27 protein-coding genes are annotated in these 21,483 nt (G+C 60.0%); 11 read left to right on the plus strand and 16 right to left on the minus strand.

All coding sequences use genetic code 11. The annotated features are described in order from the left end of the window. Window positions 1–67: 67 nt before the first annotated feature. Complete coding sequence (locus AC07YV_RS20285) at window positions 68–826, minus strand: Nif3-like dinuclear metal center hexameric protein (protein ID WP_102702533.1); 759 nt, start codon at window positions 824–826, stop codon at window positions 68–70. 103 nt (window positions 827–929) lie between these two features. On the opposite strand from AC07YV_RS20285, the gene algW reads away from it, so the two are divergent. Continuing rightward, a complete protein-coding gene (gene algW, locus AC07YV_RS20290; RefSeq protein WP_007970284.1) occupies window positions 930–2,090 on the plus strand; it encodes a Do family serine endopeptidase AlgW in 1,161 nt (386 codons plus the stop codon). Between the two features lie 123 nt (window positions 2,091–2,213). On the opposite strand, the gene hisC is transcribed toward algW, so the two are convergent. The 10 genes from hisC to AC07YV_RS20340 form a co-directional block, all read right to left on the minus strand. Next, window positions 2,214–3,266: a histidinol-phosphate transaminase gene (gene hisC / locus AC07YV_RS20295; protein WP_102702534.1), complete on the minus strand. Its 1,053-nt coding sequence runs from the start codon at window positions 3,264–3,266 to the stop codon at window positions 2,214–2,216. Window positions 3,267–3,268: 2 nt separating this feature from the next. Next, window positions 3,269–4,594 carry a histidinol dehydrogenase gene (hisD, locus tag AC07YV_RS20300; protein WP_007970280.1) on the minus strand — a complete coding sequence of 442 codons (1,326 nt, stop codon included), beginning with the start codon at window positions 4,592–4,594 and terminating at the stop codon, window positions 3,269–3,271. Window positions 4,595–4,719: 125 nt separating this feature from the next. Further along, window positions 4,720–5,355, minus strand: coding sequence for an ATP phosphoribosyltransferase (gene hisG, locus AC07YV_RS20305; protein ID WP_007970278.1), 636 nt, complete (start codon window positions 5,353–5,355; stop codon window positions 4,720–4,722). Window positions 5,356–5,479: 124 nt separating this feature from the next. Then, the gene (gene murA, locus AC07YV_RS20310; RefSeq protein ID WP_102702535.1) at window positions 5,480–6,745 is read right to left on the minus strand and encodes a UDP-N-acetylglucosamine 1-carboxyvinyltransferase; all 1,266 of its coding nucleotides are present in this window, start codon (window positions 6,743–6,745) and stop codon (window positions 5,480–5,482) included. A gap of 22 nt (window positions 6,746–6,767) precedes the next feature. Further along, window positions 6,768–7,007 carry a BolA family protein gene (locus AC07YV_RS20315; RefSeq protein WP_007912386.1) on the minus strand — a complete coding sequence of 80 codons (240 nt, stop codon included), beginning with the start codon at window positions 7,005–7,007 and terminating at the stop codon, window positions 6,768–6,770. Window positions 7,008–7,120: 113 nt separating this feature from the next. Then, complete coding sequence (locus AC07YV_RS20320) at window positions 7,121–7,426, minus strand: STAS domain-containing protein (protein WP_007970274.1); 306 nt, start codon at window positions 7,424–7,426, stop codon at window positions 7,121–7,123. Beyond that, entirely contained in the window at window positions 7,423–8,076 is a 654-nt protein-coding gene (locus AC07YV_RS20325; RefSeq protein ID WP_102702536.1) for an MlaC/ttg2D family ABC transporter substrate-binding protein, read from the minus strand. Before AC07YV_RS20325 ends, AC07YV_RS20320 begins: the two co-directional genes overlap by 4 nt. A gap of 11 nt (window positions 8,077–8,087) precedes the next feature. After that, entirely contained in the window at window positions 8,088–8,555 is a 468-nt protein-coding gene (gene mlaD / locus AC07YV_RS20330) for an outer membrane lipid asymmetry maintenance protein MlaD (protein ID WP_007970271.1), read from the minus strand. Next, window positions 8,555–9,352, minus strand: coding sequence for a lipid asymmetry maintenance ABC transporter permease subunit MlaE (gene mlaE / locus AC07YV_RS20335; RefSeq protein ID WP_007970268.1), 798 nt, complete (start codon window positions 9,350–9,352; stop codon window positions 8,555–8,557). Before mlaE ends, mlaD begins: the two co-directional genes overlap by 1 nt. Further along, on the minus strand, window positions 9,352–10,161 hold the full coding sequence (locus AC07YV_RS20340; RefSeq protein ID WP_102702537.1) for an ATP-binding cassette domain-containing protein: 810 nt from the start codon (window positions 10,159–10,161) through the stop codon (window positions 9,352–9,354). Before AC07YV_RS20340 ends, mlaE begins: the two co-directional genes overlap by 1 nt. A 276-nt stretch (window positions 10,162–10,437) precedes the next feature. On the opposite strand from AC07YV_RS20340, the gene AC07YV_RS20345 reads away from it, so the two are divergent. The 10 genes from AC07YV_RS20345 to AC07YV_RS20390 all read left to right on the plus strand — a co-directional run bounded on the left by AC07YV_RS20345 (window position 10,438) and on the right by AC07YV_RS20390 (window position 17,523). Next, a complete protein-coding gene (locus AC07YV_RS20345; RefSeq protein WP_102702538.1) occupies window positions 10,438–11,412 on the plus strand; it encodes a KpsF/GutQ family sugar-phosphate isomerase in 975 nt (324 codons plus the stop codon). Beyond that, window positions 11,412–11,936, plus strand: a complete 525-nt coding sequence (locus AC07YV_RS20350; RefSeq protein WP_008018712.1) for a KdsC family phosphatase — start codon at window positions 11,412–11,414, stop codon at window positions 11,934–11,936. The genes AC07YV_RS20345 and AC07YV_RS20350 overlap by 1 nt, the downstream gene beginning before the upstream one ends. Before the next feature lie 7 nt (window positions 11,937–11,943). After that, window positions 11,944–12,516, plus strand: a complete 573-nt coding sequence (gene lptC / locus AC07YV_RS20355) for an LPS export ABC transporter periplasmic protein LptC (protein ID WP_102702539.1) — start codon at window positions 11,944–11,946, stop codon at window positions 12,514–12,516. Further along, a complete protein-coding gene (gene lptA / locus AC07YV_RS20360; protein ID WP_102702540.1) occupies window positions 12,503–13,051 on the plus strand; it encodes a lipopolysaccharide transport periplasmic protein LptA in 549 nt (182 codons plus the stop codon). The genes lptC and lptA overlap by 14 nt, the downstream gene beginning before the upstream one ends. Further along, the gene (gene lptB, locus AC07YV_RS20365) at window positions 13,051–13,776 is read left to right on the plus strand and encodes an LPS export ABC transporter ATP-binding protein (RefSeq protein WP_007970262.1); all 726 of its coding nucleotides are present in this window, start codon (window positions 13,051–13,053) and stop codon (window positions 13,774–13,776) included. Before lptA ends, lptB begins: the two co-directional genes overlap by 1 nt. Window positions 13,777–14,021: 245 nt before the next feature. Further along, the gene (locus tag AC07YV_RS20370) at window positions 14,022–15,515 is read left to right on the plus strand and encodes an RNA polymerase factor sigma-54 (protein WP_015093497.1); all 1,494 of its coding nucleotides are present in this window, start codon (window positions 14,022–14,024) and stop codon (window positions 15,513–15,515) included. Between the two features lie 74 nt (window positions 15,516–15,589). After that, window positions 15,590–15,898, plus strand: a complete 309-nt coding sequence (gene hpf / locus AC07YV_RS20375; RefSeq protein WP_007941242.1) for a ribosome hibernation-promoting factor, HPF/YfiA family — start codon at window positions 15,590–15,592, stop codon at window positions 15,896–15,898. Between the two features lie 12 nt (window positions 15,899–15,910). Beyond that, window positions 15,911–16,375 carry a PTS IIA-like nitrogen regulatory protein PtsN gene (ptsN, locus tag AC07YV_RS20380; protein WP_102702541.1) on the plus strand — a complete coding sequence of 155 codons (465 nt, stop codon included), beginning with the start codon at window positions 15,911–15,913 and terminating at the stop codon, window positions 16,373–16,375. 2 nt (window positions 16,376–16,377) lie between these two features. Further along, window positions 16,378–17,235: an RNase adapter RapZ gene (rapZ, locus tag AC07YV_RS20385; RefSeq protein ID WP_102702542.1), complete on the plus strand. Its 858-nt coding sequence runs from the start codon at window positions 16,378–16,380 to the stop codon at window positions 17,233–17,235. Window positions 17,236–17,250: 15 nt separating this feature from the next. Next, the gene (locus AC07YV_RS20390; RefSeq protein ID WP_102702543.1) at window positions 17,251–17,523 is read left to right on the plus strand and encodes an HPr family phosphocarrier protein; all 273 of its coding nucleotides are present in this window, start codon (window positions 17,251–17,253) and stop codon (window positions 17,521–17,523) included. 60 nt (window positions 17,524–17,583) lie between these two features. On the opposite strand, the gene AC07YV_RS20395 is transcribed toward AC07YV_RS20390, so the two are convergent. Genes AC07YV_RS20395 through AC07YV_RS20415 form a run of 5 tightly spaced genes read right to left on the minus strand, consistent with a single transcriptional unit; the run spans window position 17,584 to window position 21,343 of the window. After that, complete coding sequence (locus tag AC07YV_RS20395; protein ID WP_102702544.1) at window positions 17,584–18,477, minus strand: ZIP family metal transporter; 894 nt, start codon at window positions 18,475–18,477, stop codon at window positions 17,584–17,586. A 31-nt stretch (window positions 18,478–18,508) separates the two neighbouring features. Beyond that, window positions 18,509–19,120, minus strand: a complete 612-nt coding sequence (locus tag AC07YV_RS20400) for a superoxide dismutase (protein ID WP_102702545.1) — start codon at window positions 19,118–19,120, stop codon at window positions 18,509–18,511. Between the two features lie 2 nt (window positions 19,121–19,122). Beyond that, window positions 19,123–19,551: a DUF2753 family protein gene (locus AC07YV_RS20405; RefSeq protein ID WP_102702546.1), complete on the minus strand. Its 429-nt coding sequence runs from the start codon at window positions 19,549–19,551 to the stop codon at window positions 19,123–19,125. Window positions 19,552–19,578: 27 nt separating this feature from the next. Next, window positions 19,579–20,955, minus strand: a complete 1,377-nt coding sequence (locus AC07YV_RS20410; RefSeq protein ID WP_102702547.1) for a class II fumarate hydratase — start codon at window positions 20,953–20,955, stop codon at window positions 19,579–19,581. After that, complete coding sequence (locus AC07YV_RS20415) at window positions 20,936–21,343, minus strand: FagA protein (RefSeq protein ID WP_102702548.1); 408 nt, start codon at window positions 21,341–21,343, stop codon at window positions 20,936–20,938. Before AC07YV_RS20415 ends, AC07YV_RS20410 begins: the two co-directional genes overlap by 20 nt. Window positions 21,344–21,483 lie beyond the last annotated feature (140 nt).

Genomic DNA, 21,483 nt, shown 5'->3' on the forward strand with positions numbered 1-21,483 from the left:
CTTTTGATTTTGATTTTAAAGATCAAAAGATCGCAGCCTTCGGCAGCTCCTACACAGGGTGACCAGGTCAAATCGGGTTTGGACAATCGATGAAGATGTGCTCCAGCGCAAAGCGCCGCGCCAGATAATCGCCCAGCGCCTGAACGCCGTAGCGCTCGGTCGCGTGGTGACCGGCGGCGATGAAGCTGATGCCGTTTTCCTGGGCGCTGTGGAAGGTTTGCTCGGAGGCCTCGCCGCTGAGGTACAGATCACACCCTGCCAGTACGGCTTGATCGATGTACCCTTGACCGCCACCGGTGCACCAGCCAACCCGGCGGATCATCGCATTGCCTTCAATCAATAAGGGCTCGCGACCCATGACTTCCTGTACGCGGCGGGCGAAATCCCGTGCGGTCATCGGCTCGTTCAGTGATCCGACCAGCCCGACAATCTTCAGGTTGTCCGGGTCCAGCGGACCTTCGACGGTGATGTCGAGTTGCCGCGCGAGTTGCACGTTATTACCGACGTCCGGGTGCAGATCCAGCGGCAGGTGATAGGCCAGGAGGCTGATATCGTGCTTGAGCAGGGTCTTCAAGCGGCGCTGCTTCATACCGGTGATGCACGGGTTTTCGCCCTTCCAGAAATAGCCGTGGTGCACCAGTACCAGGTCGGCATTGGCCTCTACCGCGGCATCCAGCAACGCCTGGCTGGCAGTGACGCCACTGACAATGCGCATCACTTGCGGACGGCCTTCGACCTGCAAGCCATTGGGGCAGTAATCGACGATTTTGGCGCTGTTGAGATAACGGTCGGCTTCTTCGACCAGGGTGCTCAGGGAGACAGCCATAAAAGACTCCTAAATATCCCGTTCAGAGGCGCGTGCGGCCTCGTATAATGCGCGTCATTATGAGCGGTCTCATACCGCCTGCAACTCTCTCAGGAACTGCTTAATGCTCAAGGCGCTGCGTTTTTCCGGCTGGCCGCTGTTGGCCGGCGTGCTTGTCGCTCTTTTGATAATCCAGCGTTACCCGCAGTGGGTCGGGCTCCCGAGCCTCGACGTCAATCTGCAGCAAGCGCCGCAAACCACCAGCATGCAACAGGGCCCGGTGTCTTATGCCGATGCGGTCACCACCGCAGCGCCGTCGGTGGTGAACCTGTACACCACCAAGGTCATCAACAAACCCAACCATCCGCTGTTCGAAGATCCGCAATTCCGCCGCTTCTTCGGCGATAACTCACCCAAGCAGAAACGCATGGAATCGAGCCTCGGTTCCGGCGTGATCATGAGCCCGGAAGGCTACATCCTGACCAACAACCACGTGACCAGCGGCGCCGACCAGATCGTCGTGGCGCTCAAGGACGGCCGCGAAACCCTGGCCCGGGTGATCGGCAGCGACCCGGAGACTGACCTCGCGGTGCTGAAGATCGACCTGAAAAACCTGCCGTCGATCACCGTGGGGCGCTCCGACAACATCCGCATCGGCGATGTCGCGCTGGCCATCGGCAACCCGTTCGGCGTCGGCCAGACCGTGACCATGGGCATCATCAGTGCCACCGGGCGCAATCAACTGGGCCTGAACAACTACGAAGACTTCATCCAGACCGATGCCGCGATCAACCCCGGCAACTCGGGCGGTGCACTGGTGGACGCCATTGGCAACCTGACCGGCATCAACACGGCGATCTTCTCCAAGTCGGGCGGCTCCCAGGGCATCGGTTTCGCGATCCCGGTAAAGCTGGCGATGGAAGTGATGAAGTCGATCATTGAGCACGGCCAGGTGATTCGTGGCTGGCTGGGTATCGAAGTGCAGCCGTTGACCCAGGAACTGGCCGAATCCTTCGGTTTGTCCGGGCGTCCGGGCATTGTCGTGGCAGGGATTTTCCGCGATGGTCCGGCACAGAAGGCCGGCCTGCAACTGGGTGACGTGATTCTTGCCATCGATGGCGAGCCGGCCGGTGATGGCCGTCGCTCGATGAATCAGGTAGCGCGGATCAAGCCGACCGACAAGGTCACGATCCAGGTGATGCGCAACGGCAAGGAACTCAAGCTGACCGCGGAAATCGGTTTGCGTCCGCCGCCGGCACCGGTCAAAGAGAAAGAAGAAGAGTAAGCGGGCAACCCAAAAACCTGTGGGAGCGAGCTTGCTCGCGATGACGGGCTGGCAGTCAACAAGGATGTTGAATGTTATGGCCCCATCGCGAGCAAGCTCGCTCCCACAGGATCGTGCCTGATTTTAGAGGTCGCCCAGACCGTCGATCAGCGCCTGGTTCTGCTCTGGCGTGCCGATGGAGATTCGCAGGAACTGGGCAATCCGCTCCTGCTTGAAGTGCCGGACGATCACGCCCTGCTCACGCAACTTCGCCGCCAGCCCCGCCGCATCGTGTTGGGGGTGACGGGCGAAAATGAAGTTCGCCGCTGAAGGCAGCACTTCAAATCCCTTGGCCTGCAATTGCCCGACGACCTTCTCGCGATTCTCGATCACCAACCGGCATGTCTTGTCGAAATACTCGCGATCCTCGAACGCGGCAGCGGCGCCGACATTCGCCATGCGATCCAGCGGATAGGAGTTGAAGCTGTTCTTGATCCGCTCCAGCGCCTCGATCAGGTCCGGATGCCCCACCGCCAGGCCAACCCGCAGACCGGCCAGGGAGCGGGACTTGGACAGGGTCTGGGTCACCAGCAGGTTGGGATAACGATCGACCAGAGCGATTGCCGTCTCGCCGCCGAAATCGATGTAAGCCTCGTCCACCACGACCACCGAATCCGGGCTGGCCTTGAGAATCTGCTCCACCGCTTCCAGCGCCAGCAGGCAGCCGGTCGGTGCGTTCGGGTTGGGGAAGATGATCCCGCCGTTCGGCCTGGCGTAGTCCGCCGGGTTGATCCGGAATTGCTCGTCCAGCGGCACCGCGTCGAACTGGATGCCGTACAACCCGCAGTAAACCGGATAGAAGCTGTAGCTGATGTCCGGGAACAGCAGCGGCTGATCGTGCTGCAGCAAACCGTGGAAGATGTGCGCCAGGACTTCGTCGGAACCGTTACCGAGGAACACCTGATTGCCTTGCACGCCGTAGTACCTGGCGACCGCGTTCTTCAGCAGGTCGCTGTTCGGGTCCGGGTACAGACGCAGGTTGTCGTTCAGTTCGGTCTGCATCGCGGCCAAGGCCTTGGGCGATGGACCGTACGGGTTTTCGTTGGTGTTGAGCTTCACCAGCTTCGCCAGTTTCGGCTGCTCGCCCGGCACGTATGGCACCAGGTTCTTGACGAACGGGCTCCAGAATTTACTCATCTTCATTTCACCTGCTTGTCGTCAACGATGCGGTATTCGGCGCTACGCGCGTGCGCGGTCAGCGACTCGCCACGGGCCAGCACGGATGCGGTCTTGCCCAGTTCCGATGCGCCCTGCTCGGAGCAGAAGATGATCGACGAGCGTTTCTGGAAGTCATACACACCCAGCGGCGAAGAGAATCGCGCGGTGCCGGAGGTCGGCAACACGTGGTTCGGGCCTGCGCAGTAGTCGCCCAGGGCTTCAGAGGTGTGACGGCCCATGAAGATCGCGCCGGCGTGGCGGATCTGCGGCAGCCAGGCTTGCGGATCGGCAACGGACAACTCGAGGTGCTCCGGCGCGATGCGGTTGGCCACTTCGATGGCCTGTTCCATGTCGCGAACCTTGATCAGTGCACCACGGCCATTGATCGAGGTTTCGATGATTGCGGCACGCTCCATGGTCGGCATCAATTTGGCGATGCTGGCCGCGACCTTGTCGAGGAACCCGGCGTCGGGGCTGACCAGAATGGCCTGGGCGTCTTCGTCGTGCTCGGCCTGGGAGAACAGGTCCATGGCGATCCAGTCCGGATCGGTCTGGCCGTCGCACACCACGAGGATTTCCGAAGGGCCGGCGATCATGTCGATGCCGACCTGGCCAAACACGTGGCGCTTGGCGGTAGCCACATAGATGTTGCCCGGGCCGACGACCTTGTCGACCTTCGGCACGCTTTCGGTGCCGTAAGCCAGCGCCGCAACGGCCTGGGCACCGCCGATGGTGAACACGCGGTCGACACCGGCGATGCAGGCCGCAGCCAGCACCAACTCGTTGATTTCACCGCGCGGGGTCGGCACGACCATGACCACTTCGGTGACGCCGGCAACCTTGGCCGGAATCGCGTTCATCAACACCGACGACGGGTACGACGCCTTGCCGCCCGGCACGTACAGACCGGCACGATCCAGCGGCGTGACTTTCTGGCCCAGTACGGTGCCGTCCGCCTCGGTGTAACTCCAGGAGTCCTGCTTCTGCTTCTCGTGGTAGCTGCGCACGCGGGCTGCGGCGACTTCCAGTGCTTCGCGCTGGGCCACGGAGATGCGGGTCAGCGCCAACTCCAGACGCTCGCGCGGCAGGATCAGGTCGGCCATGGACTTCACGTCCAGGCCGTCGAACTGACGGGTGAAGTCCACCAGCGCCGCGTCACCGCGCTCGCGCACGGCCTTGATGATGTCCAGCACTCGCTGATTGACCGAGTCGTCAGACACACTTTCCCAGCTCAGCAGATGATCCAGATGATGCGCGAAATCCGGGTCAGCAGCGTTGAGTCGGCGAATTGCAGTCAGTGCGGTCATAGCGAGAGCCTCATAGGAATGGCAAAAAACTCAGGCGCCCGAAGCTAACATTCGATCCGCTTGGGCACCTGAGAATTCTGGCTATGAGGCGGATAGACGGCGCAACTCAAGGTTGCGCAGGTGAATCAGCCGCGGTGTCGAGACTCCACTGCCTTGCGCAGGGTGTCGATCAACGCCTGGATACGGGCGTGCTGCATTTTCATCGAAGCCTTGTTGACGATCAGGCGGGAGCTGATGGCAGCGATGAAATCCTGTGGCTCCAGGCCGTTGGCCCGCAGCGTGTTGCCGGTGTCGACCACGTCGATGATCTTGTCCGCCAGACCGATCAGCGGCGCCAGTTCCATCGAACCGTAAAGCTTGATGATATCGACCTGACGACCCTGTTCGGCGTAGTAGCGCTTGGCAACATTGACGAACTTGGTGGCGATGCGCAGGCGGCCCTTGGGCTCGACGGCACCGACTTTACCGGCGGTCATCAGCTTGCACTGGGCAATTTGCAGGTCCAGCGGCTCGTACAGGCCCTGGCCGCCGTATTCCATCAGCACATCTTTGCCGGCGACGCCGAGGTCGGCAGCCCCATGTTCGACATAGGTCGGCACATCGGTGGCACGCACGATCAGCAGACGGACATCGTCCTGGGTCGTGGGGATGATCAGCTTGCGGCTCTTGTCCGGATTCTCGGTCGGCACGATGCCCGCTTCAGCCAGAAGCGGCAAGGTATCGTCAAGGATGCGGCCCTTGGACAGTGCGATGGTCAACATGGGAAACGTCAGTCCTTATCAAGGTACTCATGCCCGGTCGCAAATGGCGCCGGACACACATCGAGCCGAAAACGGCTCGACTTCAACAAATCAACGGGCATGTCCTTATGCCCTTGCAGCAGTACTAGCCCGGAACGCGACGGATCTTGGCGCCCAGCATCTGCAGTTTTTCTTCGATGCACTCGTAACCACGATCTATGTGGTAGATGCGGTCGATCAGGGTGTCGCCCTCGGCGATCAGGGCCGAGATGACCAGGCTGGCCGAAGCACGCAGGTCGGTCGCCATCACTGGCGCGCCCTTGAGCTTCTCGGTGCCGGTGACGATCGCGGTGTTGCCCTCGACCTGGATCTTGGCGCCCATGCGGTGCAGTTCGTAGACGTGCATGAAGCGGTTTTCGAAGATCGTCTCGATCACAGCACCCGTGCCTTCGGCAATGGCGTTGAGGGAGATGAACTGTGCCTGCATGTCGGTCGGGAACGCCGGGTACGGAGCGGTCCGCACGTTGACGGCTTTCGGCCGCTTGCCGTGCATGTTCAGCTCGATCCAGTCTTCGCCGCAGGTGATTTCGGCACCGGACTCACGGAGCTTCTCCAGTACGGCTTCGAGAATGGTCGGATCCGTGTCCTTGACCTTCACGCGGCCGCCGGTCACGGCAGCGGCAACCAGGTAGGTGCCGGTTTCGATACGGTCCGGCATCACCTTGTAAGTGGTGGTGTGCAGACGCTCGACGCCATCGATGGTGATGGTGTCGGTGCCGGCGCCGGAAACCTTGGCGCCCATGGCGTTCAGGAAGTTCGCCAGGTCGACCACTTCAGGTTCGCGCGCGGCGTTGGCCAGGACGCTACGGCCCTTGGCCAGTGCGGCGGCCATCATGATGTTTTCGGTACCGGTCACGCTGACGGTATCGAAGAAGAAGTGCGCACCGCGCAAGCCGCCCTCAGGCGCCTTGGCCTTGATGTAGCCGCCTTCGACGTCGATGACCGCGCCCATGGCTTCCAGGCCACGGATGTGCAGGTCAACCGGACGCGAACCGATGGCGCAACCGCCAGGCAGCGCGACTTCGGCTTCGCCGAAACGGGCAACCATCGGGCCCAGCACCAGGATCGACGCACGCATGGTTTTAACCAGTTCGTACGGTGCGACCAGGGTCTTGATGGTGCGCGGGTCGATTTCGACGGCGAGTTTTTCGTCGATCACCGGCTCGATCCCCATGCGACCGAACAGCTCGATCATGGTGGTGATGTCGTGCAGGTGCGGCAGGTTGGCAACGGTCACCGGACCATCGCACAGCAGCGTGGCAGCCAGGATCGGCAGGGCAGAGTTCTTTGCCCCGGAGATGCGGATTTCGCCGTCAAGACGAGCACCGCCAGTAATAATCAATTTATCCATAAGAATCTCGACGCCCTTGGGCTCAGGTGCGCTCGGCCCAGGCCGCGCTGCTGAAAAATTTCATTGTGACCGCATGGATGCTGCCATCGGTGATCCATGGGTTCAAATGGGCATAGATCTGCTGCTGACGCTTCACCGGGCTCAACGCCGCCAGTTCATCGCTAATCACATTCAGCTGGAAATTGCAGCCTTCGCCCTCGACTTCTACCAACGTTCCGGGCAGCTTTCCTTCAAGGAAGCTCTTCACTTCTACGGCCTGCATGCTCAACCTCAATCGGCGCCCTGTGCGCGCGGGTCGGACATCATACAAAAAAGCCCCGCGCCTGCGAACCCCGCGAAGCAGGACTCTGACGGGGGGCTTCTTTATAGATGTGGTTAGGGATGCGCCAACAGCTCGGTCAGCTCGCTGACCTGAGCGATTTCACGCATGTCTTCCGGCATTCCACGGATGCTCAACGCCTTGCCGGCCGCTTGAGCATCGCGGATGAAGCACAGCAGCAATGACAAACCGACACTGCTGGACTTGGTCACCGCCGAACAATCGACCACCAGCGCCGCAGCCTTGCTGGCCTTGATCAGCGCCTTGCCCTGCTCACGCAGGCCAGGGCCGGTGCGGTAATCCAGCACGCCACTGAGTCGCAGCTCACCCGCTTCGTCCATCTGGACTGCCGACTCACTCATTGGGGCGACTGCTCTGGATTCTTGTCGGTGGCTTCCTTGGCCTTGGCGACTTCCCCGGCCCAACCATTGATGGTCTTGTCCAGGTCGTTGCCATTGCGCTGCATCGCATCGGCGAACTGATCGCGGAACAGCTTGCCGATATTGATGCCGTTGATGATGACGTTACGCAGCTTCCACTCGCCATTGATCTTTTCCAGCGTGTAGGACACTGGATAGATCGCGCCGCTGCTGCCTTTGACCGTCATGCCAACGCTGGTACGGTCGCCCGACTCGTCTTTGGCCGGTTCAACGGTGATGCCCTGGTTGTTGTACTCCAGCAAGGCATTGCCATAGAACTGGAACAGGCCCCTCTTGAAGTTCTCTTCGAAGGTCTTCATCTGCGCAGGCGTAGCCTTGCGCGAGTACTTGACCGTCATGATGCTCTTGGAAATACCCTCGGCATCCACGACCGGCCCGACGATGGAGTTCAGCGCCGCATAAAAGTCTTGCGGATCCTGCTTGTACTTCTCTTTGTTTGCCGCCAGGTCCGCGAGCATACGGTTGGTCGTGTCCTGCACCAGATCGTGCGCCGAAGGCGCCGCTACGGCGTGGGACACCAACGGAAACACCGCGAGCATTACCAACAGGCCACGTCGCAAGGTAGAGATCATTTAACAGTTCCTCATTTAGCTTCTTTGCTAACGGTATTGAGCAGGAATTTACCGATCAGGTCCTCGAGCACCAGCGATGACTGCGTGTCATGGATGGTTCCACCATCCTTGAGCAGGGTGTCTTCCCCGCCCACGCTGATACCGATGTACTTCTCGCCCAACAGTCCTGCGGTCAGGATAGATGCAGTGGAGTCCGCCGGCAGATTATCGATGCGTTTTTCCAGCTGCATGGTCACCCGACCGGTAAAGCTGTCGCGATCCAGATCGATGGCCGTGACCTTGCCGATGGTCACACCGGCCATGGTCACCTTTGCTCTGACAGTCAAACCGGCGATATTGTCGAAGTAGGCGTAAAGTTTATACGTATCGGTGCTCGGAGTCGGGGACAGGCCACTGACCCGCAACGCCAACAAGAGCAAAGCCAGGATGCCAGCCAGCAAGAAAAGGCCGACACCGATTTCCAGGGTGCGGTTTTGCATCAGAAATCTCCAAACATCAAGGCGGTCAGAATAAAGTCCAGGCCGAGCACTGCCAACGAGGCATAGACAACGGTCTTGGTAGTGGCACGACTGATCCCCTCGGAAGTGGGTTCGCAGTCATAGCCTTGGAATACGGCGATCCAGGTCACGACAAAGGCAAAGACGATACTTTTGATGATCCCGTTGAGCACATCCTCAGTGAACGTCACGCTGTTCTGCATGTTCGACCAGTAGGAACCTTCATAGACCCCCAGCCAGTCGACAGCGACCCACGAGCCGCCCCAGATGCCCACCACGCTGAAAATCATCGCCAGCACCGGCAGGGAAATGAAGCCGGCCCACAAGCGTGGTGCGATGATGTACTTGAGCGGGTCAACCCCGATCATTTCCAGGCTGGACAACTGCTCGGTGGACTTCATGTTGCCGATTTCCGCGGTCAACGCCGAACCTGCGCGCCCGGCGAACAGCAAGGCGGTCACCACCGGCCCCAGTTCCCGCAGCAGCGTCAGCGCAACCATCTGCCCGACAGCCTGCTCCGAACCGTAGCTGGAAAGGATGTTGAAGCCCTGCAGCGCCAGCACCATGCCGATGAACACCCCGGAGACCACGATGATCACCAGGGACATCACACCCACCGAATGCAGCTGCTTGACCAGCAGCCCGAAGCCGCCACCGATACCACCGCGGCCAAGCAAGGCATGAAACAGGAACAAGGCCGAACGCCCGAACACCGCCAGCACATCGATGCCGGCCTGGCCGAAGCGGCGAACGCGTTCCATCAATGAAATTCTGCGCATCAGCGCTTCCCCAGAATATCTGCGCGGTAATCCGTCGCTGGAAAGTGGTACGGAACCGGGCCATCGGGTTCGCCGGTCATGAACTGACGAATGCGCGGCTCATCCGAGTTCATCAACTCGTCCGGGGTCCCCTGCCCCAACACCTGGCCATCGCCCACCACATAAATGTAATCGGCAATGCTCGCGGTCTCGGCCAGGTCGTGGGAAACCACGATGCTGGTGATGCCCAGCGCATCGTTGAGCAAGCGAATCAGACGCACCAGAACGCCCATGGCGATAGGGTCCTGGCCGACAAAAGGCTCGTCGTACATGAGGATCTGTGGATCGAGCGCTATCGCCCGGGCCAGCGCAACCCGGCGCTTCATGCCGCCGGAAAGCTCGTCGGGCATCAATTCGATGGCACCGCGCAGACCCACGGCCTGCAATTTGAGCAGGACGATGTCGCGGATCATTTCTTCCGGTAGTTGCGTGTGAACCCGCAGCGGAAACGCGACATTCTCGAAGACATCGAGGTCGGTAAACAGCGCGCCGCTCTGAAACAGCACGCCCATATGCTTGCGCGCATCGAACAGGTCGCTGCGCGACAGTTTTGGCAGGTTCTGACCGTTGACCCAGACTTCGCCCTTGGTGGGGCGCAACTGGGCCCCCATCAGACGCAGAAGCGTGGTCTTGCCGCACCCGGAAGGCCCCATGATGCCGGTGACCTTGCCACGCGGGATACGGATATCGACATTATTGAAAATGCTGCGCGCACCGCGCTTGAAGGACAGTCCCTTCAGCTCGACCGCGTAGGCGTTATCGGCACTCATCTAAACTCCTTGCGATGCAGCCTCTCACTCGGACGCTTGGCTTTCTGACGAAAGCACATACCTCCCGGGCAGGCCGAACTGGCGGCGAACTATATCACTGCAAAGGCTGCACGCCCAAGGCCAAAGCCGAGTCATATGCAACTGCAGGAGTGGTTCAAAGCCCCATCTAGAGGGTTTCAGGTAACAAGGAATGACAATGCGCGACGAACTTGCGTGAGGGATTCGATCATAACCGCTATAATCGCCGCCTTTTCATCAGGCTATACGATTTCTGACATGAGCCAATCCAGCGACCTGATTCAATCAGCACAACGCACCATCCGCCTCGAAGTAGAAGCCGTGCAAGGCCTGCTACCTCATATCGACGCAGATTTCGTACGCGCTTGCGAGATGATTCTGGCCAGCAAAGGCCGCGTGGTCGTGGTCGGCATGGGCAAGTCGGGACACGTCGGCAACAAGATCGCCGCGACCCTGGCCAGCACCGGCACCACGGCGTTTTTTGTGCACCCGGCGGAGGCCAGCCATGGTGACATGGGCATGATTACCCGCGACGACATCATTCTGGCGCTCTCGAATTCCGGCTCCACCAATGAAATCGTCACCCTGCTGCCACTGATCAAGCGCCTGGGCATTCAGTTGATCAGCGTGACCGGCAACCCTGATTCGCCGCTGGCCAAGGCCGCCGAGGTGAACTTGAATGTTCATGTCGAACACGAAGCCTGCCCGTTGAACCTGGCACCCACCTCGTCGACCACCGCCGCCCTGGTCATGGGTGACGCCCTGGCGGTCGCGCTGCTGGAAGCCCGTGGTTTCACCGCCGAAGACTTCGCCTTTTCCCATCCAGGTGGCGCCTTGGGCCGACGCCTGCTGCTGAAAGTGGAGAATGTCATGCACGCCGGCCAGGAGTTGCCGCAGGTCCAGCGTGGCACCCTGCTCAAGGACGCCTTGATGGAGATGACCCGCAAGGGCCTGGGCATGACCGTCATCCTCGAGGCCGACGGCAAGCTGGCCGGAATCTTCACCGATGGTGATTTGCGCCGCACACTGGACCGCAGCATCGACATCCACAGCGCTGTCATCGACCAGGTCATGACGGCCCATGGCAAGACCGCCCGCGCCGAAATGCTGGCCGCCGAAGCACTGAAAATCATGGAAGACCATAAAATCAACGCGCTGGTCGTGGTCGACAGCGAAGATCGCCCGGTCGGTGCCTTGAACATGCACGACTTGCTGCGTGCAGGAGTAATGTAATGAGTGCGGACCTGCTGCAACGCGGCAAACAGATCAAACTGGCGGTATTCGATGTCGACGGCGTGCTGACCGATGGTCGCCTGTACTTCCTCGAAGACGGCAGCGAATTCAAGACGTTCAACACGCTCGACGGCCAGGGCATCAAGATGCTGATGGCCGCTGGCGTGCAGACTGCGATCATCAGTGGCCGCAAGACCCCGGTGGTCGAGCGGCGAGCCAAAAACCTCGGCATCCCGCACCTGTATCAGGGTCGCGAAGACAAACTGGTGGTACTCGACGAACTGCTGGCCCAACTGAATTTGAGCTATGAGCAGGTGGCCTATCTCGGCGACGACCTGCCGGACCTGCCGGTGATTCGCCGCGTAGGCCTGGGCATGGCGGTGGCCAATGCCGCCAGTTTCGTGCGCGAACATGCTCACGGCATCACCCTCGCCCGCGGCGGCGAAGGTGCCGCTCGCGAGTTCTGCGAATTGATCCTGCGCGCCCAGGACCGCCTCGATGCGGCCAACGCGGCGTACCTGTGAGCCCGATATGCTGAGCAAAAAGTTTCGCAACACCTTGCTGTACAGTTGCATCGCGGCGATATTCGCCGCGGTTGGCTACTGGAACATCAGCCCGGAACGCTTCCTCGACAAGCCGGTAACGCCGGTCGATGAAAGCATGATCGACTATTACGCCATCAACGCCCACAGCGTGCAGTACCTGCCGGACGGCAAGCTGCAATATGATCTGGTGTCCGACAAGGTCGAGCACCTGAAGGCGACCGAGGTGACACTGCTGACCAACCCCGACCTGAACGTGTTCCGCGGCACCGAATTCCCGTGGCACGTCCAGAGCCTGCGTGGCGAGGTCAACCCTGACGGCACGCAGGTCGAGCTGATCGATGATGTGCGCATCACGCGCTTCGACGAGAAAAACCGCAAGACCCTGATCACCAGCACCCGCATGACCGTGTTCCCGCAGCAGCAATATGCGCAGACCGAGCAAGACGTTAGAATCGACGGCGCTGGCGGTGTATCGACTGGCAAGGGAATGAAAGCGTATTTGAAAGAAAGCAGGATACACCTGCTATCGAACGTAAGAGGACAGTATGAGGCTCGTTAAAACCCTCCCGATTTTGCTCAGTCTGGGCGCAGCACTGGGAAGCGTGAGCGCCTGGGCTCTGCCGGAAGACCAACAGCAGCCTATCCGCATTCAGGCCGACGATGCCCAACTGGACGACAAGCAAGGTATTGCTACCTATAAGGGTGACGTGATCATCACCCAAGGCTCGATGAAGGTGACCGGCAACACCGTTACCATCACCCGCACCCCGACTGGCGACATTGACGTAGTGACCTCGGTGGGCAACCTGGCGTACTTCGAGCAATTGCAGACGGCTGGCGATACCAAGCCTGTTCAGGGTTGGGGCGTGACCATCCAGTATCACGCCACGCAAAATCGCGTCGTGTTGATCGACAAGGCCAAAGTTGTCGACAAGGACAACAACGTCACCCAAGGCGAGAAAATCGTCTACGACACCGAGAAGAAGCTGGCCAGCGCCGGGCGCGCCACCGGCAACAAGGTGACCGAGTCGCGTCCGCGCATCGACATGGTGATCCAGCCGAAGAAGAAAACCGACGAGAAAAAGGCCCAGTAATGGCAACTCTGAAAGCTCAGCATCTGGCCAAGAGCTACAAGAGCCGCCAGGTCGTGCGTGATGTCAGCCTGTCCATCGACAGCGGTCAGATCGTCGGCCTGCTTGGCCCGAACGGCGCCGGCAAGACCACCTGCTTCTACATGATCGTCGGCCTGGTGCAAGCCGACCAGGGCCGCGTCCTGATCGATGACCTGGACGTCAGCCACCAGCCGATGCACGGCCGTGCAAAAGCCGGTATCGGCTATTTGCCGCAAGAAGCATCGATCTTCCGCAAACTGTCGGTGGCCGACAACATCATGGCCATCCTCGAGACCCGCAAGGAGCTCGACAAGGCCGGTCGTCGCAAGGAACTGGAAAGCCTGCTGCAGGAATTCCACATCAGCCACATCCGCGACAACCTCGGCATGAGCCTGTCCGGTGGTGAGCGCCGCCGCGTGGAAATCGCCCGCGCCCTGGCCACCAACCCGAAGTTCATCCTCCTCGACGAACCTTTCGCCGGCGTGGACCCGATTTCGGTCGGCGACATCAAGCAGATCATTTACCACCTCAAGGCCAAAGGCATTGGCGTGCTGATCACGGACCACAACGTTCGTGAAACCCTGGATATCTGTGAAACCGCCTATATCGTCAATGACGGTCAGTTGATCGCCGAAGGTGATGCAGAGACCATCCTGGCCAATGACCTGGTGAAGGAAGTGTACCTGGGCCATGAGTTCCGCCTGTAAACGCTGAGCCGTGCCCAGGCAGCCGCCCGGGCACCCGTCTCGCGATTCATCGGTGCCTCATGCAAACCAGCGTGTTCATCCCCCAATACGGGCAGCACCGCAACACAAATTTATAGTTTTTTATTGTTACAGCGCTCTAGGCAAATCCTTCAGTTTCAGGCATATAATTTGCTTATGTTTGGCGCCCCGGCGCCCTGTAGTGGATGGCGCATGTGCGCCGGCGAATAAGGTGTTAAGCCCCTGCCATGAAACCATCGCTAGTCTTGAGAATGGGCCAGCAGCTGACGATGACACCTCAGCTGCAACAGGCCATCCGCCTGCTCCAATTGTCGACCCTGGACCTGCAACAGGAAATCCAGGAGGCCCTGGAGTCCAATCCGATGCTCGAACGCCAGGAAGAAGGCGACGACTTCGACAATTCCGACCCCTTGGCCGACAACGCCGAACAAAAGCCCAACACCGATATCCAGGAACCCTCCTACCAGGAAAGTGCCCCGACGGTTGATAACCTCGATGAGGGTGACTGGAACGAGCGCATCCCCAACGAACTCCCCGTCGACACCGCGTGGGAAGACGTTTACCAGACCAGCGCCAGCAGCCTGCCCAGCAATGACGATGACGAGTGGGACTTCACCACCCGCACCTCGGCCGGTGAAAGCCTGCAAAGCCACTTGCTGTGGCAACTGAACCTGGCCCCGATGTCCGACACCGATCGCCTGATCGCCGTGACCCTGATCGACTGCATCAACAATCAGGGCTATCTGGACGAAACCCTCGAGGAAATCCTCGAAGCCTTCGATCCGGAACTGGACATCGAACTGGACGAAATCGAAGCCGTCCTGCACCGCATCCAGCAATTCGAGCCGGCCGGCATAGGCGCACGCAACCTGGGCGAATGCCTGTTGCTGCAATTGCGTCAGTTGCCCGCCAAGACCCCTTGGCTGGCCGAAGCCAAGCGCCTTGTCACCGATTACATCGACCTGCTGGGCAGCCGCGACTACAGCCAGTTGATGCGCCGCATGAAGCTCAAGGAAGATGAGCTGCGCCAGGTCATAGAGCTGGTCCAGAGCCTCAACCCGCGCCCGGGCTCGCAGATCGAGTCCACCGAAGCCGAGTACGTCGTTCCTGACGTTATCGTACGCAAGGACAACGAGCGCTGGCTGGTGGAGCTGAATCAGGAGTCGGTGCCACGGCTGCGGGTCAACGCCCAGTACGCCGGCTTTGTGCGCCGCGCCGATACCAGCGCCGACAACACGTTCATGCGCAATCAGTTGCAGGAGGCCCGCTGGTTCATCAAGAGCCTGCAGAGCCGCAATGAAACCCTGATGAAGGTTGCCACCCAGATCGTGGAGCATCAGCGCGGGTTCCTCGAATATGGCGACGAAGCCATGAAGCCGCTGGTCCTGCATGACATCGCCGAAGCGGTCGGCATGCATGAGTCGACGATTTCACGGGTGACCACCCAGAAGTTCATGCACACCCCCCGGGGCATCTATGAACTGAAATACTTTTTCTCCAGTCACGTAAGCACCTCCGAAGGCGGCGAATGCTCGTCCACGGCGATCCGGGCGATCATCAAAAAACTGGTTGCCGCGGAAAATCAGAAAAAGCCGTTGAGTGACAGCAAGATCGCTGGTTTACTGGAGGCACAAGGCATTCAGGTGGCTCGCCGCACCGTCGCCAAGTACCGCGAATCCCTAGGGATCGCGCCTTCGAGCGAACGCAAGCGGTTGATGTAGAGCCACGCCACAGCGTTCCAGTGGTAGATCATCTGGTCTACCGCTTTATGCACTGGCAACGAAGGAGAAGCTGTATGCAAGTCAACATCAGTGGACACCAACTGGAAGTGACCGAACCTCTTCGCACCTACATCGGCGAAAAACTCGAACGATTGGAGCGACATTTCGACAAGATCACTAACGTGCAGGTCACGATGACCGTCGAGAAGCTGAAGCAGAAAATCGAAGCCACGCTGCATATTCCCGGGAATGAAGTGGTCGCCAATGCGGAACATACCGATATGTACGCTGCGATCGATGCACTCACCGACAAGCTGGATAAACAACTCAAAAAGCATAAGGAAAAGACCCAGAGCCTCCTTCAGGGCGCAACCGGTCGTTAACACTCCCAACCCATGATCCGACTTGAAAGTATCCTGACCCCCGGCCGTTCCCTCGTGAACGTGCCGGGCGGCAGTAAAAAGAAAGCCCTCGAACAAATTGCCAATCTGATCGCCCGCGAAGTGCCGGCTCTGGAGATGCAAGATGTCTTCGAGGCGCTGATTGCCCGTGAAAAACTCGGCTCCACCGGTTTTGGCAACGGCATCGCTATTCCACACTGCCGTCTCAAGGGTTGTGTATCGCCCATCAGTGCATTGATGCACCTGGACGCCCCTATCGATTTCGACGCCATCGACGGCGCGCCGGTTGACCTGCTGTTCGTTCTGCTGGTCCCGGAAGCCGCTACCGATGCGCACCTTGAGCTGCTGCGACAGATCGCCAGCATGCTCGACCGCAAGGACGTTCGCGAAAAACTGCGTAATGCCGCAAGCAACGAAGCCTTGTATCAGGTTGTCCTGGACGAGCAAAACGGTCAGTAATCATGCGCTTGATCATCGTCAGTGGCCGTTCCGGCTCGGGTAAAAGCACCGCCCTCAATGTTCTTGAGGACAACGGCTACTACTGCATCGACAATCTGCCTGCCGGCCTGCTGCCGGAACTGGCCGAACGAGCGTTGATTCATACCGAGCTGATGCAACCGCTGGTGGCCGTTTCCATTGACGCCCGCAACCTGCCCAGCCACCTGTCACGCTTCCCCGAACTGCTCGAAGAAGTCCGCAGCCGCCACATCCAGTGCGATGTCCTGTACCTGGACGCCGACGAAGAAACCTTGCTCAAGCGCTTCTCGGAAACCCGCCGACGCCACCCCCTGACCAACGCCAACCGCTCGCTGGCCGAAGCCATCAACGTTGAAAGCGTGCTGCTCGGGCCGATTGCCGACCTCGCCGACCTCAAGATCAACACCACCAGCCTGAACCTGTACCAGCTGCGCGACGCCATCAAACTGCGCCTGTTGAATCAGCCTGAGCCGGGGACTGCGTTCCTGGTGGAGTCCTTCGGGTTCAAGCGTGGCATGCCGGTGGACGCCGACCTGGTGTTCGATGTGCGTTGCCTGCCCAACCCTTACTGGAAACCGGAATTACGCGAGCAGTCCGGGCTCGATCAACCGGTTGCCGAATACCTGGCGGCACAGCCGGATGTCGAAGAGATGTTCCAGGACATTTCCACATACCTGTTAAAGTGGCTGCCTCGTTTTGCCGCCAGCAACCGCGCCTACGTCACCATTGCCATTGGCTGCACTGGCGGACATCACCGCTCCGTCTACCTGACCGAGCGTCTGGGGCAGGTGCTGCAAAAAACCCTGAAGAACGTCCAGGTTCGCCACCGCGACCTCAGCTAAAGGATTCACATCGCGATGCCTGCTCTGGAAATCGAAATCATCAACAAGCTGGGTCTGCATGCCCGGGCGTCTGCAAAATTCGTTGGGGTCGCGGGTCAGTTCCCGTGCCAGATCCGGGCCGGTCGAACACCAGAGTCCATGGTCGATGGCAAAAGCATCATGGCGATGATGATGCTGGCCGCCGGCAAAGGCACCACGATCCACTTGAGCACAGAAGGCGAGCAGGAACAGGAAGCCCTGGAAGCGCTGGTAGCGTTGATCAACAACTTCTTCGACGAAGGCGAATAAGGACAAGATCAAGATCAAAAGATCGCAGCCTTCGGCAGCTCCTACAGGGCTGCGATCTGTTCAGGCCAGCGCCGTATCCATCACCATCATCAAACAGAACCCCATCAGCAGCCCGAGGCTGGCAAGCTTGTCATGACCATTGCGGCGCGATTCGGGAATGACTTCGTGGGTCACCACCAGCAACATCGCCCCTGCCGCCAGTGCCAACCCCAAAGGCAGCAGCAGCTCGGCCAGGCTCACAAGCCAGGCACACAACAGCGCGAACACCGGCTCGACCAACCCTGATGCGGCACCGATCAGGAACGCCTTGACCCGGGACATCCCTGCCCCGGCCAGTACCAAGGCGATGACCAGCCCTTCCGGCACGTCCTGCAAGGCAATGCCCATGGCCAGGCTGTCGGCTTCAGGCATGCCGCCGCCGGCAGAAACACCGACCGCCATGCCTTCCGGGATGTTGTGGGCGATGATGGCAAACACGAACAACCAGATGCGCGGAGCAATGACCGGGCGCTCCAGGGTACCGACCAGCCTGTCCGGGCTGACGCCGGAGACCTTCCGATCCACCAGGAACAAGCCGAACGCACCGAGCATAATGCCGAAGCTGATCAGCCCACTGGACGCCCAAGGCGACAGTCCAAGCCCTTCGGCGGCAGAGATGCCCGGGACGATCAGCGAAAATGCCGTCGCCGCGAGCATCACGCCAGCGCCAAAGCCAAGCAAAGTATCGCTGAGCACCTGCGGCATGCGCCGAATCACCAACACCGGAACCGCACCCAGCGCGGTACCCAGGGCGCAGATCGCACCGCCCTGCAGTGCGCGCAGCAACCTCGGCTCAAGGTCGAGCCATGCCAATCCATGGGCAACCAATAGACTCATGCCCGCCAGCAGTAACAGCGATCCAAACGCGTAACGAAACATCCGTCCACTTCCGATCGCCAGTGTTTCAGTGCCCATATTCCAGCCCTGGATTGTTTTTACAGAAGACTTAAACCAGTGCGGCCTGATAGCGCGCAGCGACTTGCGGCCAATTGATCACGTTGTAGAACGCGCTGATGTATTCAGGACGGCGGTTCTGATAGCGCAGGTAATAGGCATGCTCCCAGACGTCGAGTCCCAGAATCGGCGTATTGCCGCTCATTAACGGGCTGTCCTGGTTACCGCTGCTTTCCACCACCAGAGTCTTTTGCGCAGTGACGCTGAGCCAGGCCCAGCCACTGCCGAAGCGGGTCAACGCCGCCTTGGTGAAGGCTTCCTTGAAACTGTCGAGTCCGCCCAATTGCTCGTCGATTGCCTTGGCCAGCGCGCCTTCGGGTTTCCCTCCGCCGCCGGGCGTCATGACCTCCCAGAACAACGAATGGTTGGCGTGGCCGCCTCCCTGATTGATCACCGCCGCGCGCAGTTTTTCCGGCAATTGCTGAACGGCAGACACCAGCTTCTCCACGGGCCACTCGGCATACTCGGTGCCCTCGACGGCCGCGTTGAGGTTGTTGATGTAGGTCTGGTGATGTTTGGTGTAGTGGATCTCCATGGTCTGCGCATCGATGTGCGGTTCCAGGGCGTCGTAGGCGTAGGGCAAGGCAGGCAAGCTAAAAGCCATGATCAATGGACTCCATGATGATGAGGCACAGGCGAAGCGGCATCGATGTGCAACAGTCGATGGGTACGCGGATATTCGCCGTGCTCACTGATGAAATTCAGCAGCTCGACGTAGGTCTTGCTGCTCTGGCGCAACGCGGCTTCACGCAATGTTTGTGGTAGTCGCGGGTCCTGCATGGTCTGCAACAGCCGTTGATGGATGGCACACAGGTATTCGGCGCTCTCCTCCGGCTGGTTCAGGCGCAAGTGCAGGTCCGCCAGGTTGTGATGGGAAATCACGCAAGCTGCCACCGCTTCGTCGGCATCCGCCCAGCGCTCGAACAGCACTTGGGCCAGGGCTAATGCCTGCAGATACGCCTCGCGGGCATCGACCAGTTCACCCTGCATGAAAAAGCGATTGGCTCTTTCGATCGTGCGTTTCCAGTGCTCCATGGTGCGCCTCCAAAGCGGCAGCGGGGCTTACACGCCGCCCGCGGTGAGTTTTTCCGGGTTGAGCAATTCTTCCAGCTGGCCGCGCGACAGGTCGGTGTGTTCCAGCGCGACGTCAATCACCGGCCGACCTTGCTGATAGGCCTTCTTGGCAATCTCGGCAGCTTTCTGGTAACCGATGATCGGGTTGAGCGCGGTGACCAGAATCGGGTTGCGCGACAACGCTTCCTTGATCCGGCCCTCATTGACCTTGAAGCTGGCAATCGCCTTGTCCGCCAGCAAGCGGCTGGAATTGGCCAGCAACTCGATACTGCTCAGCAGGTTCTGGGCGATGATCGGCAGCATCACGTTCAGTTCGAAGTTGCCCGACTGACCGGCAATGGTGATCACGCTGTCGTTGCCGATGACCTGAGCCGCGACCATTGCGGTAGCCTCCGGAATGACCGGGTTGACCTTGCCCGGCATGATCGAAGAGCCCGGTTGCAAGGCTTCCAGTTCGATCTCGCCAAGGCCGGCCAGCGGGCCGGAGTTCATCCAGCGCAGGTCGTTGGCGATTTTCATCAGCGACACGGCAGTCGCCTTCAGTTGCCCGGAGACCGCGACGGCGGTGTCCTGAGAGCCAATGAGCGCGAACAGGTCCTTGCCTGGCTGGAACTGAACCCGGGTCAATGTGCTCAGCTGCTGGCTGAAGCGCGCCGCGAACTCGGGGTGGGCGTTGACGCCCGTACCCACCGCCGTGCCGCCCTGGGCCAGGGATTGCAGGCTTGGCTGCAATCCTTGCAGCAGGCCGATGTTGGCCTTGAGCTGTTGCGCCCAACCGTTGAGCACCTGACTCATGCGCACCGGCATCGCGTCCATCAGGTGCGTACGCCCGGTCTTGACGTGGTGATGAACCTGCCCGGCCTTGCGCTCGATGACCTGCACCAGGTGCGTCAGCGCCGGCAACAATTGCTCATGCAACGCCAGCGCCGCACTGACGTGGATGGTGGTCGGAATAATGTCGTTGCTGCTTTGGCCACAGTTGACGTGATCGTTGGGGTTCACCGCCTCGCCGAGCAAGCGGCTGGCCAGCGTGGCGATCACTTCGTTGGCGTTCATGTTGGAACTGGTGCCCGAACCGGTCTGGAAGACATCCACCGGAAAGTGCTGCATGAAATCGCCTTCGAGCAGGCCTTGGGCCGCATCGACAATGGCCTTGCCCTGGGCTTCGCCGATTTGCTTGAGCTCGATGTTGGCGCGGGCCGCTGCGGCCTTGGCCAGGATCAGCGCGCGAATGAACTGCACGGGCATCGGCTTGCCGCTGATCGGGAAGTTATCCACCGCACGTTGAGTCTGTGCGCCGTAGAGGGCGTCTTCCGGGACCTGAAGCTCGCCCATGCTGTCGCGCTCAATACGTGTCTTGGTCATCTGTAGATCCTTGCACCAGTTCTATGAGAGGAATCGAGGGTTGCAACTCGCTCGTCGCCAGTTGCCAGGTGTAGCTTTGCCAGCGCTTGAGGCGGCATTTGCACAAAGAGAGGCGTTCCAGTTCGCGCAGCGGGCGCCAGGCCTGGTCGAGACAGTACGTGCGCCAATGCCACGGCAGCGCGACATCAGCGGCGGTGTCGAGTAACAAACGGAAGGAAGTTTCGGCGACGGTCCAGGGTGAGGTTGCCGTGCAGGCCGCCAGATACCGGCCTTCGGCCAGGTAGTGGTCGATCAGGCGAGGCTCGTCGGGATTCATCGCGCAACGGATCTGGCGACTCATCCAGCGCCAGCTTTCGAGGTAAGGCAGCTCGTGCAAGACACTACTCATGATCCGGGCCTATTCGGTAATGAGATTTATTATTATATGATAATGAGAAGCAAAACAAGCCGTGAAGACAGGTTACCCCTGTGGGAGCGGGCTCGCTCGCGAAGAGGGAGTGTCAGTCAACATCACTTCAACTGAAACAC

It is taken from the genome of Pseudomonas sp. GW456-E7 (assembly GCF_059424105.1).